Source organism: uncultured Moraxella sp. (assembly GCF_945873075.1).
GTDB lineage: Bacteria > Pseudomonadota > Gammaproteobacteria > Pseudomonadales > Moraxellaceae > Moraxella.
Genome location: NZ_CAMCBS010000030.1, coordinates 1 through 15,884, shown reverse-complemented (window position 1 = coordinate 15,884; position 15,884 = coordinate 1). Strand labels below are relative to the sequence as shown.

At 47.3% G+C, this 15,884-nt stretch carries 13 protein-coding genes; 5 read left to right on the top strand and 8 right to left on the bottom strand.

Translation table 11 applies throughout. The annotated features are described in order from the left end of the window. The first annotated feature begins 102 nt into the window (after positions 1-102). The 4 genes from Q0N89_RS08735 to Q0N89_RS08720 all read left to right on the top strand — a co-directional run bounded on the left by Q0N89_RS08735 (position 103) and on the right by Q0N89_RS08720 (position 5,106). Positions 103-1,917 (top strand): DUF294 nucleotidyltransferase-like domain-containing protein, encoded by a 1,815-nt coding sequence (locus tag Q0N89_RS08735; protein WP_294035460.1) that lies wholly within the window; start codon positions 103-105, stop codon positions 1,915-1,917. Between the two features lie 9 nt (positions 1,918-1,926). Then, on the top strand, positions 1,927-2,535 hold the full coding sequence (locus Q0N89_RS08730; protein WP_294035458.1) for a 3'-5' exonuclease: 609 nt from the start codon (positions 1,927-1,929) through the stop codon (positions 2,533-2,535). Between the two features lie 537 nt (positions 2,536-3,072). After that, positions 3,073-3,330 carry a DUF4212 domain-containing protein gene (locus tag Q0N89_RS08725; RefSeq protein ID WP_078254186.1) on the top strand — a complete coding sequence of 86 codons (258 nt, stop codon included), beginning with the start codon at positions 3,073-3,075 and terminating at the stop codon, positions 3,328-3,330. A gap of 3 nt (positions 3,331-3,333) precedes the next feature. Continuing rightward, entirely contained in the window at positions 3,334-5,106 is a 1,773-nt protein-coding gene (locus tag Q0N89_RS08720) for a sodium:solute symporter family protein (RefSeq protein WP_294035453.1), read from the top strand. 254 nt (positions 5,107-5,360) lie between these two features. On the opposite strand, the gene folD is transcribed toward Q0N89_RS08720, so the two are convergent. The 5 genes from folD to Q0N89_RS08695 form a co-directional block, all read right to left on the bottom strand. Further along, positions 5,361-6,215: a bifunctional methylenetetrahydrofolate dehydrogenase/methenyltetrahydrofolate cyclohydrolase FolD gene (gene folD / locus Q0N89_RS08715; RefSeq protein WP_294035451.1), complete on the bottom strand. Its 855-nt coding sequence runs from the start codon at positions 6,213-6,215 to the stop codon at positions 5,361-5,363. Between the two features lie 138 nt (positions 6,216-6,353). Further along, positions 6,354-6,890 (bottom strand): hypoxanthine phosphoribosyltransferase, encoded by a 537-nt coding sequence (gene hpt, locus Q0N89_RS08710; protein ID WP_294035449.1) that lies wholly within the window; start codon positions 6,888-6,890, stop codon positions 6,354-6,356. A gap of 48 nt (positions 6,891-6,938) precedes the next feature. Further along, the gene (locus Q0N89_RS08705) at positions 6,939-8,201 is read right to left on the bottom strand and encodes a serine hydrolase (protein ID WP_294035447.1); all 1,263 of its coding nucleotides are present in this window, start codon (positions 8,199-8,201) and stop codon (positions 6,939-6,941) included. A gap of 44 nt (positions 8,202-8,245) precedes the next feature. Beyond that, positions 8,246-9,148 carry a MaoC/PaaZ C-terminal domain-containing protein gene (locus Q0N89_RS08700; RefSeq protein ID WP_294035445.1) on the bottom strand — a complete coding sequence of 301 codons (903 nt, stop codon included), beginning with the start codon at positions 9,146-9,148 and terminating at the stop codon, positions 8,246-8,248. An 88-nt stretch (positions 9,149-9,236) separates the two neighbouring features. After that, complete coding sequence (locus tag Q0N89_RS08695) at positions 9,237-10,607, bottom strand: 3-oxoacyl-ACP reductase (protein ID WP_294035443.1); 1,371 nt, start codon at positions 10,605-10,607, stop codon at positions 9,237-9,239. A 293-nt stretch (positions 10,608-10,900) separates the two neighbouring features. Here Q0N89_RS08695 and Q0N89_RS08690 point away from each other — a divergent pair, with 293 nt between their 5' ends. Further along, positions 10,901-12,187 (top strand): acetyl-CoA C-acetyltransferase, encoded by a 1,287-nt coding sequence (locus tag Q0N89_RS08690; RefSeq protein ID WP_294035441.1) that lies wholly within the window; start codon positions 10,901-10,903, stop codon positions 12,185-12,187. A gap of 60 nt (positions 12,188-12,247) precedes the next feature. Here Q0N89_RS08690 and hemE read toward each other — a convergent pair whose 3' ends face one another. From hemE to cgtA, 3 genes are read right to left on the bottom strand one after another with little or no spacing between them, the layout of a single operon-like run. After that, positions 12,248-13,318, bottom strand: a complete 1,071-nt coding sequence (gene hemE / locus Q0N89_RS08685; protein WP_294035439.1) for a uroporphyrinogen decarboxylase — start codon at positions 13,316-13,318, stop codon at positions 12,248-12,250. 55 nt (positions 13,319-13,373) lie between these two features. Then, positions 13,374-14,480, bottom strand: a complete 1,107-nt coding sequence (proB, locus tag Q0N89_RS08680; RefSeq protein ID WP_228143758.1) for a glutamate 5-kinase — start codon at positions 14,478-14,480, stop codon at positions 13,374-13,376. Positions 14,481-14,517: 37 nt separating this feature from the next. Continuing rightward, positions 14,518-15,732, bottom strand: coding sequence for an Obg family GTPase CgtA (cgtA, locus tag Q0N89_RS08675; RefSeq protein WP_078254198.1), 1,215 nt, complete (start codon positions 15,730-15,732; stop codon positions 14,518-14,520). Positions 15,733-15,884: the final 152 nt, after the last annotated feature.

Genomic DNA, 15,884 nt, shown 5'->3' with positions numbered 1-15,884 from the left:
CTAGTTGATGAGTACTTCTTTTTTTGTTGCACTTGGATTGTAAATTCAGCCTATAAAAATTTCCCCACTGTTTGTGTTAATATTTCATGATAAGGATTGCTCATGAATCGTTTTGACTTTAGCACCGCCCCTTATAATAGCCTGACAAGCTCACAGCGTCAGACACTCGAAAAAGCTACCGACATCGTATTTTTTGATGATCAAGCGACCGTCATCCAAGCCAATGACAGCATTGATACTTTATATATCGTCATCAAAGGCATGATCCAAGAAGTCGATGCCGACGGCGAAGTGCTTGCGTTATATCATCCATCGGATAGCTTTGATACACGGGCGCTGTTTGAGCAGACTTATCGCCACAGCTTTATCGCCGTCGATCAAAGCCTACTGTACGCCATCCCAAAAAGCATCATCCGAGAGCTGATCGAAAAAAACAGCGAATTTGGGGCGTATTTTTTTGCCAATATCGCCGACAAGCTCCAAGCCCAAACTGGCAACAAGCGAGATAATGAGCTGGCCGGTCTATTCACTGCCAAAGTCAAAGACGCCTACCGCCCCTATGATGAGCTGTATAGTGGTAATATCAGCCTACTTGAAGCAGGCAAAGCCATGCAAAGCCACAAATCTAAATCGCTACTCATTCATCATGATGGGCGTATCGGGCTTGTGACCGAGTCACTGTTTCGTGATGTCATCACCCAAAGCGATGGCATCGTTAATGTCCATGAAGCGGTACATCACTTGGCACGCTTTGAGCTCATTAGCGTGGATATCGATGATTTTATGTTCACCGCCCTGCTTAAGATGATGAACCACCGTGTTCAGCGTGTGGTCGTCACCAAAAATGGCGACCCACTTGGCATTCTTGAGCAGGTGGATATCTTGGCGTTTTTGTCCAATCACAGCCATCTGATTGCCGAGAAACTCGAAGTCGCCACCACGCTCGATGAGCTGACCGCCGTCGCATCACAGATGACGAGCACCATCTCAGCACTATTTGCTAATGGGATGCAAGCCAAGCAGCTTGCTCAGCTGATGCAAGTGCTGAACGCAAGATTGTTCGAAAAAGCATGGCAGCTGATTGCCCCTGCTGATATCGTGGCGAACTCTTGTTTGATTGTTATGGGTTCTGAAGGGCGTGGCGAGCAGGTGCTCAAGACCGACCAAGACAATGCGCTCATCGTCAAAGATGGCATCGATATCGCCACCGTCATGCCCTATGCCGAACGGTTCTCAGAAGTACTGACCAGCTTTGGTTATCCACCTTGTCAAGGCAAAGTGATGGTCAATAATCCGACTTGGTGCCAAAATTTGAGCGATTTTCGTCAGATGGTCGGCTCATGGTGTCGCAGTGCTAGCGGTGAGAATATGATGAATTTAGCGATTTTTGTGGATGCCAAAGCCGTCGCAGGCGATACCAGCTTATTACAAGAAGTGCAATCATACCTGATTAATAATCTAAGTGATGATGTGGGTATGCTGATGGGCTTTGCCCGTGCCATCAATCAGTTCAACGAAGATGGGCAAGGGTTCTTTGCGCAGTTTCTTGGACAAAAAAAGCACAAGATGGATATCAAAAAGATGGGCACATTCCCCGTCGTGCATGGCGTGCGTGCGCTTAGCCTACAAGCCAAAATCAGTGAGACCAACACCTTTGAGCGTATCGCAAAGCTTGCCTCAATGGGTATTATCGAAAAACAGCTCAGCCAAGATGTCAGCGAAGCGTTGGCATATCTGATGCACACTCGCCTAAAAAATGGACTCACTGCCATCAAACAAGGTCAAGAAGTCCTACCCAACCAAGTCGCCACCGAACGCCTATCGACGCTTGAGCGAGACTTGCTCAAGGATGCCTTGCAAGTGGTGAAACGCTTTAAGGGCTTTGTCAGCAATCATTTCAACCTACAATATTCATAGGGGGAGATGATGTTTAATAAGCTTGTACAGCACTATTATCGCACCAAACTGCGGGATAAACGCTATGAGTTTTTGTACGACACGCATCCTGATGAGTTGGTCAGCTTTGACTGCGAGACCACGAGTCTCAATGTGGCAGAAGCACAAATCATCTCCATCGGCGCGGTCAAAATCCGTGGCAATCGCATCTTGACCAGCGAGACCTTTGAGATACTCATCAAACCCGAAGGCATGATGGAGGCGACTAATGTTACCATTCACGGACTACGCCCAAAAGATTTGACACATGGCACGACGGTTGAAGATGCCATTGAGCAGTTTTTGCACTTTGTTGGCGGTCGTCCGCTTGTGGGTTATTTCTTGGAATATGATGTGGCGATGGTGAATAAATTTCTCAAACCGATGCTTGGCATCAAACTGCCCCAACCACAAATCGAAGTCTCTCGGCTGTTTCACGCCCAAGAAACCAAGCACAAATACTATGATGCGGATGTGGATTTGACGATGGCAAATATGGTCAAGACGCTTGGTATTCCTGATTTGCCCCGCCATGATGCGCTCAATGACGCCATCAATGTGGCGATGATGTATCTGGCATTAAAGCACCGCCGAGTGTGATATCAGACGCAATCTTCGGATTGCGTTTTTTTATTTAATACTTAGGATGAGTATAGTTATAATGTAATAATACCATCAGAATTTGTATAATCTTTATGCAGTTTACCCACATTTTTGTTATATATTTATGCAAATTATCATCATTTAGTTATAAAATCTAGCGATAGAATCTCGATGATATTAGGATTTAACTTATTGAATCCTAATGAAAAATTATTTATCGGTCAAAAATATAGTTACAATTTAGTAAGATTATAAAATTTTATTGATACAAAAGACTTGCAATCAGCACAAGTTATGATATTCTATATTTATCCGTTTTGTATAGTCAATCCATAAGACATTGTTTGCTGTACTTGCTAAATTGTCAAATCGCAGATTGTGGTAATTGATCATGTCTCAAAGATGTTTGGTTGTTCTATAACATAAACCAAGACGGATTGACGACAAAAAAAGGAAAAACTTGCAGGGATTTGCTGTTTCTACCCAACACTGGCAACAACGCCAAATCCCTGTACTTTTCATAAGGAGTGATTTATGTCACAACATGATGCACAAGGATATTGGAAAGCCAATGTTCGTCTAATTGTTGTCTGCCTTGTCATTTGGCTGCTGTGTTCGCATGGCTTTGCGATTTGGCTGCGTCCGCTATTGGCAGGCATTCAGTTTGGTGGCTCAGACCTTGGTTTTTGGTTTGGTCAGCAAGGTTCAATGATTTGCTTTATTCTATTGATTTTCTACTACTCATGGAAAATGGCAAAAATTGATAAAGAATTTGGCGTCACGGAGGACTAAGCCATGAGTCAGTTTTGGATTAATATCATCTTTGTCGGTCTGTCATTCGCCCTATACTTCGGTATTGCGATTTGGGCGCGTGCTGGCTCAACCAAAGAATTCTATGTCGCTGGTGGCGGCGTACACCCTGTTGTCAATGGTATGGCAACCGGTGCTGACTGGATGAGTGCGGCGTCATTCATCTCGATGGCAGGTATGCTTGCGATGGGTGGCTATGCGGCATCTGCCTACTTGATGGGCTGGACTGGTGGTTTCGTACTACTTGCGTTACTACTTGCGCCATATCTGCGTAAGTTTGGTAAATTCACCGTGCCTGATTTTATCGGCGACCGCTTTTACTCAAAGACCGCTCGCTTGGTTGCGGTGGTGTGCTTGATTTTGGCGTGTACGACTTATGTAATCGGTCAGATGACTGGTGCAGGCGTGGCGTTCTCTCGCTTCTTGGAAGTTGATAGCACCACAGGTCTATTGATTGCTGCGGTTGTGGTACTGTTCTATGCGGTACTTGGCGGTATGAAAGGCATTACCTATACTCAGGTGGCTCAGTATGTCGTCTTGATGATTGCCTACATCGTACCTGCGATTTTTATCTCGCTAAACCTAACTGGCAACCCAATTCCACAGCTAGGTATGTTTGGCACGGATGTTGCAAGCGGTACGCCAATCCTACAAAAGCTTGATATGCTAGTTACCGACCTTGGCTTTGCACAGTACACCGCCGATGTACCAAACAAGCTCAATATGTTCCTACTAACCATGTCGTTGATGGTGGGTACAGCAGGCTTGCCACACGTTATCATCCGCTTCTTTACTGTACCAAAAGTCTCTGATGCGCGTACTTCAGCTGGCTGGACATTGATTTTCATCGCATTGCTATACACGACTGCTCCTGCGGTTGGCTCGATGGCGCGTATGAATATCATCAACACTGTCTATCCTGAAGGCCGTGATGCACCTGCACTGGTACACGCTGAGCGTCCTGAGTGGATGGTCAACTGGGAAAATACGGGTCTGCTCAAGTTCGAAGACAAAAACGGTGACGGCCGTATCCAGTACTACAATGACAAGAACGAAGAGTTCAATGCCACTGTCGCTGCCGAAAAAGGCTGGGCAGGCAATGAGCTAACCGTAAACAACGACATCTTGGTACTAGCCAACCCTGAAATTGCAAATCTACCAGGTTGGGTTATCGGTCTGATTGCTGCTGGTGGCTTGGCTGCTGCACTATCTACCGCCGCTGGTCTATTGCTTGCCATCTCGTCTGCCATCTCGCATGACTTGATCAAGAAAACCATCAAGCCTGACATCACTGATAAGGGCGAATTGATGGCAGCTCGTATCTCGATGACTGTAGCGATTGCGGTTGCAACTTATCTGGGTATCAACCCACCAGGCTTTGCCGCTCAGGTTGTTGCCGTTGCCTTTGGTATCGCAGGCTCTACACTGTTCCCTGCCTTGATGATGGGTATTTTCTCAAAACGCATCAACTCAGCAGGCGCAACAGCAGGTATGATTGTCGGTGGTGTGATTACTTGCGTATATGTATTCTTATACATGGGCTGGTTCTTTATCCCAGGTACGAACACTTTCCAAAACGTGGAAGCAGAATGGATCTTGGGTATATCGCCACTATCTTTTGGTGCAATCGGTGCGCTGATTAACTTCACCGTTGCGTTCATTGTTTCATCAATGACCCCACCGCCACCAAAAGACGTACAAGACCTAGTCGAAAGCGTTCGTTATCCAAAAGGTGCTGGCGCTGCAGTTGATCACTAATCAGCTCACCCACCTACCCAAAAGTCGTCCACATGGACGGCTTTTGTTTTTTGGTTTGGTAAATGACCAAATGACTCGCTCTATCACCACAGCCAATACAAGCGTTTAGCAAAACAAACATCATTATAATCAGACATAGGCATAGCAATACTTGCTTGCAAAACAAATGCACCCAAACTAATTTGAGTGCATTGTTATCTATTGCCAAGTAGTGATGAACAATTTGTTCAGTGTGGTTTGGCAATGAGTTTTTATTATGCTAAGCCCGCTTCTTTTTCAGCAGCTTCGACCGTTTGACGGATTAGCGTATTAATCGTCATTGGGCCAACACCACCCGGCACAGGCGTGTAAGCTGATGCCACCGCATCGATACCACCAAGCTCAATATCACCACAGCCGCCGGTATCCGTCGGGTGAAAACCTGCATCCACAACCACCGCACCTGGCTTAATCCAGTCTTTTTTAATCAGCTCAGGCACGCCGACCGCACCGACGACAATGTCAGCATTGGCGATATGGCTTGGCAAATCTTTGGTTTTAGAATGGCAGATGGTCACGGTGCAGTTGGCGTTTAGTAGCATCATCGCCATTGGCTTGCCTAGAATGGCACTGCGACCGACGACAACAGCGTGCTTGCCAGCCAGCTCGACATTGTAGTGATTTAGTAGATGCATGATGCCCTGCGGTGTGCATGAGCCATAAGCAGGCTCACCCATTGACATATTACCAAAGCCCAAACAGGTGACGCCATCGACATCTTTGGCTAGGCTGATACGATCAAAGCACGCACGCTCATCAATCTGCGCAGGCACAGGATGCTGTAGCAAAATCCCATGCACATCACGATTGGCATTAAGCTCATCAATCTTGGCAAGTAGCTCTTCGGTCGTCGTGTTCTCAGGCATCTCAACTCGGATGCTGTCCATGCCCACACGCTTACAGGCATTGCCTTTCATGCGGACATAGGTTGCTGATGCAGGGTCATCACCCACCAAGATGGTTGCTAGAATCGGTGTGCGATTTGTCTTTGCTTTGTACGCCGCTACACGCTCTGTAAGCTCATTTTCGATTTGTGCTGCCAATGCTTTGCCGTCTAATACCAATGCCATAAGTCACCTTTTTTGTTTGGGTCAAAAGAAATTTATACCACATAAATTATAGTCAATTTATGCCAAATTTACTAGCGACAATTCTCTATCGATCATAAAAAAAAGCCATCGAACAATCACGATGGCTTAAACAAAAAATCACAGACCGATTTCACCAATAAATGGTAAATGGCGATATTTTTGGTCATAATCAAGACCATAACCGACGATAAAGCGGTCTTCCACTTCAAAGCCCATAAACTTAACAGACATCTCAATCTCACGGCGTGATGGCTTACTCACCAAAGTGCATAATTCAATCGAATTTGGCTCACGAGTTTGTAGGATTTCGACAACTTTAGATAGCGTGCGACCAGAGTCGATGATGTCTTCGACAATCAGCACATCTTTGCCTTTGATTTCGCTGTCTAGGTCTTTGATGATTTTGACATCACCGCTTGATACGGTGCTTTTGTTAATATAACTTGACACAGTCATAAAATCAATTTCATGCGCCTTAGTCACTTCACGGCACAAGTCCGCCATAAAAATCACCGAGCCACGCAATAAGCCGATTAAAATCAGCTCTTTGTCGCTGTCTTTATAATGAGCATTGATTTGCTCGCCCAATTCTTTGACACGCTTTGAGATTTCTTCGGCAGAAATCATCACATTCATCTGACGCGGTTCGCTCATGGCTACTCCTAAGATAAAATTTGGATACTGATTACTTAAAATGAATAATTATGCGATACCCAACGCCATCTCCGATAACGCAAACTGGCGAATATCATTGAGCATTGTGGTATCAAAATTATGAATAAAAACAAAAGACAGTTTGCGTGATGGGTCACAAAACGCCACCGAGCCATTATAGCCCATGTGCCCATAGGCGGAATCGGCATTTTGTAGGCTAAAGACACGATGAAAGCCCATCCGCCAACGCATATTGGCAGGCATCACTGCATCATAGCCGTCTGTTTGAATACTACGCATTTTTGTCAAAGTCGCCGTATCAATCAGCGTCTCACCCTGCCATATGCCATCATTGGCGTGCATGGCATAAATCTTGGCAAGTGCATTGGCGTTTGAGACGCCATTAGCAGCAGGAATACACGCCATCAGCACATCCGAGCGATGATACTCAAGCCCGTCACGGCTGTTTGGCATCAGTGCGTTTTTGTAATTAACCAAATTCATGCGACTGGTGTCAAAATATAGGCGATTGACATTGGCGGTGTTGATGGTCGCATCACCGAGCGCACTTTGCCATAGTGGTGCAACGGGTAAGCTGCTAAAGGTCAGCAAAGTCGCATCGCTATCAGGCTTGAGCACCGGCTTACGGCGTGGCGTGCTTTGGGTCGGTAGTTCATAAAAATACCGTTCAGGCTTGGCAATCTGTCCAATCAAAGACGCATCCACTCCATAAAACAGCTCGCCGACCACCCCCAAAGGCTTGGCAAGATACTCATTCATCGCCTGCTGAAGTGGCTTACCTGTCACACGCTCAACCAAGCCACCCAGCACCCAGCCCGACACGAGCGCACTATAAGCACTGGCATAATGGTTGGTCTCTTGAGCTTTTGGTGTGCCAATTGGCATGGCAGCAACCTTTTGGCACATTCCTTGCCAATCAAGCAAATCATTGGCATCGGTGGTGATGCTTGTGATATCAAACAAACCTGCACTATGGCTAAGCACATCTTTGAGGCGGATGTGTTGTTTGTCATTTTGGGCAAATTCTGCCCAGTCATCGGCAATGGCTCGCTCATAATCAAGCAGTCCTTTTGAGACCAGCACCGCAATCAAGGTCGCCATCACGCCTTTACCGATAGAGAAGTTCACCGACAAGGTTGATGATGACCACGGCTGATTTGGCAATGACTCACCCACAGCGGTATCGACCACTTTTTGACCATCATGATACACCACGAGCGCACCGCCAGCAGGGGCATCATCGAGCTGTAATTTTGCCAAAATCTCATCAAAGTCTTGCCAATTAGCCATAATTTCTCTTATCTATTATTTATAAATTTTAAAAACATCAAGGATTACAAATACGCAATGCTACCGACCAAATGCGGCTTATCGCCTTTGGTGGCATAGACGCCAAATTCTACACCTAGCTCGCACGGTGCATCACTGATAAGCTCCACCGTCGATGGCAAAAATACAGGCAACTTAAATGACACATCCACACGATAGGCAGATGGCAGTTTGTAGTTTTTTGATAAAATTGCCAGTGATTTTGCCTTGCTCCACATCCCATGCGCAATCGCTTTTGGGAAACCAAAAGCACGAGCGGACAAGGGGTGCAGGTGAATCAGATTAAAATCACCCGAAACGAAAGCATAGCGACGGCCGATGTCTTCAGCAACCGAAATCATCTCATGCACACCGCTATCGACAGGCTCAAGCTTGGCCGTGACAGGGGCAGGCTTATCGGCAGTTGCTTTTTGGGCATCACGCTCTTGCTTGCTCTTTTTTTGGCGAGACAAATAAGTCGATACCCCTTCCCACACCACTTCATCATCGATAGATACTGTGGTGATAAAATCAAACTGCTGGCCTTTTTCATGTGTTTGTAGGTTATCTAGACGCACTGCCATTGACACAGTTTCGGTATCAAAAATCACTCGATGCTGCGTAACGCTGTTTTCGATATGTACAAGCCCAAGCATCGCAAACGGAAACTCTGGCTTTGCCATCATATTCATCTGCAAAGTCTGTGATAGCACCGCAAAATAAGTCGCAGGCACTCGCCCATCGTCCATGAACCCACAGATTTTGCGATATTCTTTTAAGTTGCTCTCATCAATTGCAAGCTTATCCACCGTATATACCGATGTCGGTAGCGTGCTTGCTTTGCTGTCGCCATGCGGTAGCAAGCTTTTGATGACGTTGGCATAAGTGGTGTGCATCTTTGGCAATTCTTTAAAATGCAAATCCGACATAATCCTATCCTTTGGCACTCGCCAGTAAACTAATACAACGCCCAATGAACATATCGGGCGTAAATTGCTTTGGTGCTAGATGCTAGATTTAAGCACCGAGCACGCTTTGACCGCAGACACGCACGATATTGCCATTGATACCGCCTGCCTTTGGCGATAGCATCCATGCGATGGTCTCTGCCACATCGACAGGCTCGCCGCCTTGACTCATTGAGTTCATACGGCGACCGGCTTCACGGATGGCGAATGGGATTTGACCGGTCATCTTGGTTTCGATAAAGCCCGGTGCGACAGCGTTAATCGTACGAGCCGAGTCAGACAGTAGCTTGGCGGTAGCTTCAACCAAGCCAATCACGCCTGCCTTGCTCATGGCATAGTTTGACTGACCCAAATTACCTGCGATACCCGAAATTGATGACACACAGACGATACGAGCCTGTGCCGACAGTCCATCATGCGATAGTAGATAATCATTGATACGAGCGATGGCGGCTAGGTTGATATTCATCACCAGATTCCACTGCTCTTCGCTCATATTGGCAAGGGTCTTATCACGAGTTACGCCTGCATTGTGCACCACGCCATCAAGTGTGCCACAAGCTTTAATGATTTGTTCGGCAGCGTCGGTCGCGGTGATGTCTAGTGGCAATGCATGACCGCCAATCTCACCAGCGACCGCCTGTAGGTCAGCTAGGCTTTGGGGTACATCTAGGCAATACACCTTGGCGCCTTCACGAGCCAGCACCTGCGCAATCGCCTTACCGATACCACGACTTGCGCCTGTGACGAGCACCTTTTTGCCGTTAAGCTCATCAGCAGTATCCGCTTGAGATTTTTTAATAGTAATCGGCTGCGCTGACACATAGGCAGACTTGGCAGAAATAAAGAAATCCAGCGTGTGCGGCAGCTCACTTTCTGCGCCTTTTTGGACATAGAGCACTTGGGCGGTGATGCCTTTTTTGAATTCTTTGGCGATGGATTTGGTAAAGCCAAGCACTGCTCGCTGTGCTAAGGCAAAGCCCACATCCGTGCCTGTACAGCACTCAGGGCGAGCAATGATGATGATACGGCCTGATGATTTGATACGACGGGCAATCGGATGAAAAAAGTCATACACTTGCTTGAGCTCATCGGCTGAGCGGATGTTGGTCGCATCAAAAATCGCCACCTTAAAGCGAGCATTCTCATCCGTCAGACGGCTCTCAAGCGATGTGGATTTGGCAGGATAGTCATCGCCTTGATTAGTTGCAACTTTGGCATCAAGTGCAGTCAGATACTCGCCAAGCAGTGCTCGCACCGATGCGTCATCACCTTGAGACAGCCCCAGTGCCACTTCGCCACGCAAAATCGGTTGACCAGCTTCATAGCGGTCTAGCTTGATTGGCACAGGCAAGCCAAGATTTTTGGCAACTTTTCTGCCGATAGAAGATTGCATCAATTCGCCATAACGATCACTCATGTCTTTCTCCTTTTTTTGCGTGGTGCTGATGGATGTCAAAGCATCAAATTCGCATCAATTCTTAGATATTAACTAATCATTTTAGCACACAATTTGGGCTTAGTATGTAAAACTTGGCAGATTTGCACCAAAACGGTGAAATTTTTCGCCTTTTTACTAACTTATAGTTATACAAGATATTTATTAAAAAACTATTTATTATCAATCAGTGATTTTTTCCCATTTTGTCGTTCATTAATGCTAAGCTAGAACCACTTTTCTACATTTCATTGACCAAAAAAAGGAAATTTATCATGTCATCCATCAAAAAAGTCGCCATCCTAGGTGGTAATCGCATCCCTTTCGCTCGTAGTAATGGCGCTTATGCTGACGCTAGCAATATCGATATGCTCACCGCTGCCCTAGATGGCTTGATTGAGCGTTTTGACTTGGCGGATAAGCCAGTCGGTGAAGTGGTCGCAGGTACGGTACTCAAGCACAGCAATGATCTAAACCTAACTCGTGAAGCGGTGCTAAACACTCGCCTGCCTGCAACCACGCCAACTTATGACATCTCACAAGCGTGTGGTACAGGCCTGCAATCAGCTTTTGCTGTTGCTAATAAAATCGCACTAGGCATCATCGATAGCGGTATCGCAGGCGGTACAGACACCACATCGGATGCGCCGATCGCACTCGGTGATGGTCTGCGTCGTGCACTGATTCGCCTTGGCAATGCCAAAACTGCCAAAGATCGCTTGAGCGCATTAGCAAGCATTAATCCAAAAGATTTGATTGCATTCCCCCAAAATGGCGAACCACGCACCGCATTGTCTATGGGCGAACATCAAGCCATCACTGCACTGGAGTGGAACATCAGCCGTGCCGATCAAGATAAGCTGGCTTTTGATAGCCATCAAAACTTGGCTCGTGCTTATCAAGAAGGTTTTTTTGATGATTTGATCACGCCTTATAAGGGCTTGACCCAAGACAACAACCTGCGTGCCGATACCACACTTGAGAAGCTTGGCACGCTAAAACCTGCCTTTGGCAAAAAGAACGTCAACCCAACCATGACCGCAGGCAACTCAACACCGCTGACCGATGGCGCATCGTGCGTGCTACTATCGAGCGAAGAATGGGCGGCTGCGCATGGCTATGAGCCACTAGCTTACATCACTCATCAGCAGACCGCTGCGGTGGATTTTATTGGTAAGCAAGGCTTGACCGAAGGGCTACTGATGGCACCTGCCTATGCCGTACCGCAGATGCTTGCTCGTGCTGGTCTTACGCTACAAGACTTTGATTTTTATGAAATTCATGAAGCCTTTGCATCGCAGGTGCTATCGACACTGGCAGCTTGGGAAGATGAGAATTTTTGCAAAACTCGCCTAGGCTTGGATGCGCCATTAGGTGCAATCGACCGCAGTAAGCTGAATGTCAATGGCTCAAGCCTAGCTGCAGGACATCCATTTGCGGCTACCGGTGGACGCATTCTGGCCACCGCTGCCAAGCTACTTGCCCAAAAAGGCTCGGGCCGTGCACTGATTTCTATCTGTGCTGCAGGTGGTCAAGGCGTGACTTGTATTTTGGAACGTTAAGGTTATTTCCACAAGAAAAAAGACTTGGCACACACCCAAGTCTTTTTAATTTAACCCTGTTTAAATCTGATATTCATGCACTGCGTCAATAAAGGCTTTGGCATGGTCAGGATTTGACCACTGGGTAATACCATGCCCGAAGTTCGCCACATAGCCTGTCTTGTCAAGCACATAAGCATCATCCAGCATCCGCTTGACTTCGGCACGGATGGCATCAGGCGTACCATAGATGGTTGCAGGGTCTAGGTTGCCTTGTAGGGCTTTTTTGGCGTTCAGCGCTGATAGCGTATGGCGTGCCTTATCCAGTGGCATCGTCCAGTCTAGCCCCAATGCATCGGCTTGGCTGTCTGCTTGGATATCTAGCCACAGCCCGCCGCCTTTGGTGAATAGCACCACAGGCACATCAGGATGGATGGCTTTTAGGCGTGCGACGATGTCACGGTTGTAGCGATGGCTAAATTCGGCAAATTGGCGATGACCCAATGCCCCACCCCAGCTATCAAAAATCTGCACAATCTGCGCCCCTGCACGGATTTGTGCATCCAAATAATCCACCACCGCATCAGCAATCTTAGCAAGGAGTGCGTGTAGCAGCTCTGGCGTGGCATACATCATCTGCTTGGTATGGCGAAACTCACGGCTTGAGCCACCTTCGACCATATAAGTCGCCAATGTCCACGGACTGCCCGAAAAACCAAACAACGGCACTTGACCATTGAGTGCCGTGCGGATGCTTGTCACCGCCTTCATCACATAATCAAGTGATGAGTTCATATCAATCTTTGGCAAGGCTGCGATGTCAGATTCTGTTCGGACGGTTTTTTTGAGCTTTGGACCTTCACCTTCGGCAAAATATAGACCCAAATCAAACGCATCAGGAATGGTCAAAATATCACTGAACAAAATCGCCGCATCGAGCTCAAATCGGCGCAGCGGCTGTAAGGTGACTTCGGTCGCCTTGTCCGTATCTTTGCATAGGCTCAAAAAATCCCCCGCCTGTGCACGGACTTCTTTGTACTCTGGCAAATAACGCCCCGCCTGACGCATCATCCATACAGGGGTTGTATCCACAGGCTCAAAGCGAATGGCACGCAATAGGCGGTCATTTTTTAGCGGAGCAAATTCGGTCATAGCTTATCCTAAATTAGCAAATTATTAGCAGAATGAATTTTAAATTTAATAATAACTATAAAATCGCCATTTCATCTCGATGCACCATCACCGATTTTTCGTCAAAGTGTGGCAAGATGTCATGGATTTGGGCGGAGCTTTTTTGGGTGATTAATTTGGCATCAGCGGACGAAAAGCCCACTTGACCCACTGCAATGCGGGTTTTGGCAGTATCGACAATCTCAACCACACTCCCTGCATCAAAATCACCCTGCACTTCGAGCACCCCAATCGGCAACAGGCTCTTGTGGTTGGTCGTGATGGCAGTTTTTGCCCCATCATCGATGATGAGCGTGCCTGCCATGCGGATGTGCGCAGCGAGCCATTGTTTCTTGGCAATCAGCTTATCACTGCTATCAGTCGTCAGTAGCGTACCGATACGCTCGCCATGTGCTAGGCGGATAATCACATCATCCACCTTACCACTGGCAATCACCGTTTGGCACTGGCTCATCGCTGCTAGGCGAGCTGCACGGATTTTGGTCAGCATACCGCCACTGCCCCATTTGCCACCATCGCCTGCGACATCAAACAAATAATCTGCCATCGCGCGCTCTTGTTCGATGAGCTTGGCATCAGGATTGGTGCGGGGATTGTCGGTGAATACGCCGTCTTGGTCGGTCAAGATGATGTACAAATCCGCATGAATCATCGCTGCTGCCATCGCACCCAAGCTGTCATTATCCCCAAATTTAATCTCATCATAACTGATGGTGTCGTTTTCGTTAATCACAGGCACGACACGCCATTCCATCAGCTGTGCGATGGTCTGCGAGATATTCAGATAGCGAGAACGATGCGCCAAATCGTCATGGGTCAGTAGCACCTGCGATGACTGCACGCCTTTTTGGATAAGTGCCTGCCACCAAGTCTCAATCAAACCCATCTGCCCAATCGATGCACACGCCTGCAATGCTTCGAGCTTCTTGGGTCGTTCAGGTAGATTCATCCGCACCACCCCTTCGGCGACTGCACCGCTTGAGACGAGCAGGACTTCATGACCGCTGTTTTGTAGTTCGGCGATTTGTCTTGCCCATTCATAGATCGCTGTGCGATCTAGCCCCCGACCGTTATTGGTCAGTAGCGATGAGCCGATTTTTACGACGATGCGCTTGGTTTTCATCTACTTATCCATGAACCTGTGATGTGCTTAGCCTTAGCTAGTACGGTGCGTACTCGACCTTGACATCATAATCATCTTCATTAAAGTCATCATCGTCATCATCACTGATGCCTTCACGCTGTGCTTTACGCATCGCACGATAGGCTTCTTTTTGGATTTCGGTGTTATGACGCACTTCTTCTTCGAGACGGCGGAAGCGTTCGGCTTGCTCTTCGGCAAAGATAGGATCTTCGATTTCACGCTCACGCTCTTCTTCGATGGCATTCATCAGATGAAACTTCACCGCATCCACGCCATCACCGGTCAAGGTCGATGTGCGAAACACCATGCCCGTCCAGCCAAGTCGTGCCACGATGTCAGTACAGACGGCGTTTTGGTCTTCTTCGGGGATTTGGTCAATCTTATTTAGGACCAAAATCTGCGGCAGTTGTGATAACTCATGCGAGAATTTTTCAAGCTCATTTAAGATAATCTCGGCATTCGCCACAGGATCTGAGCCATCAATCGGCTGTACATCGACGATGTGTAGCAGGCGACGAGTACGCGCCACATGCTTTAAAAAACGAATACCAAGTCCCGCACCATCAGATGCCCCTTCGATAAGACCTGGAATATCTGCCATCACAAAGGACTGATGCGTGCCGACATCCACCACGCCAAGATTTGGCACGAGCGTGGTAAATGGATAATCCGCCACCTTTGGGCGAGCTGCCGACACTTGGCGGATAAAGGTTGATTTGCCGGCATTTGGCAGACCAATCAAGCCAACATCGGCGACGACTTTGAGCTCAAGCTTGATGTTTTTGGCTTGACCTGGGAAACCCGGTGTCGCCTTACGGGGTGCTTGGTTGGTGCTTGATTTAAAGCGGGTATTACCAAAACCACCATCACCACCTTTGGCGATGAGAATTTTTTGACCCTTTTCGGTCAAATCACCAATCACCAAATCCAAATCGGTATCAATAATCGTCGTACCAATCGGCACTGCCAGATAAATATCATCCGCCCCTTTGCCTGAGCAGTTTTTGCTGCCGCCATTTTCGCCGCGGCGAGCTTCGAATTTACGAGTATAGCGATAATCCACCAGCGTATTGGTATTATCATCAGCGATGGCATAGACATCACCGCCTTTGCCACCATCACCGCCATCTGGCCCACCTTTTGGGACAAATTTCTCACGGCGAAAACTCACAATCCCATTACCGCCATCACCTGCTTTGACGCTGATCACAGCTTCATCAATAAAACGCATATCTTTTCCAACTGACTAAATTCTGACTAAAATAAAAAAATCTTTCGCCCGTGCGACCACCCACCGCACAAAATTTGGGCATAGTGATGTATTTTAGCACAGTTTGGCAGGTTTTGGGGGATTATTGAGCAGACAAAGCAAAACCACCAAAT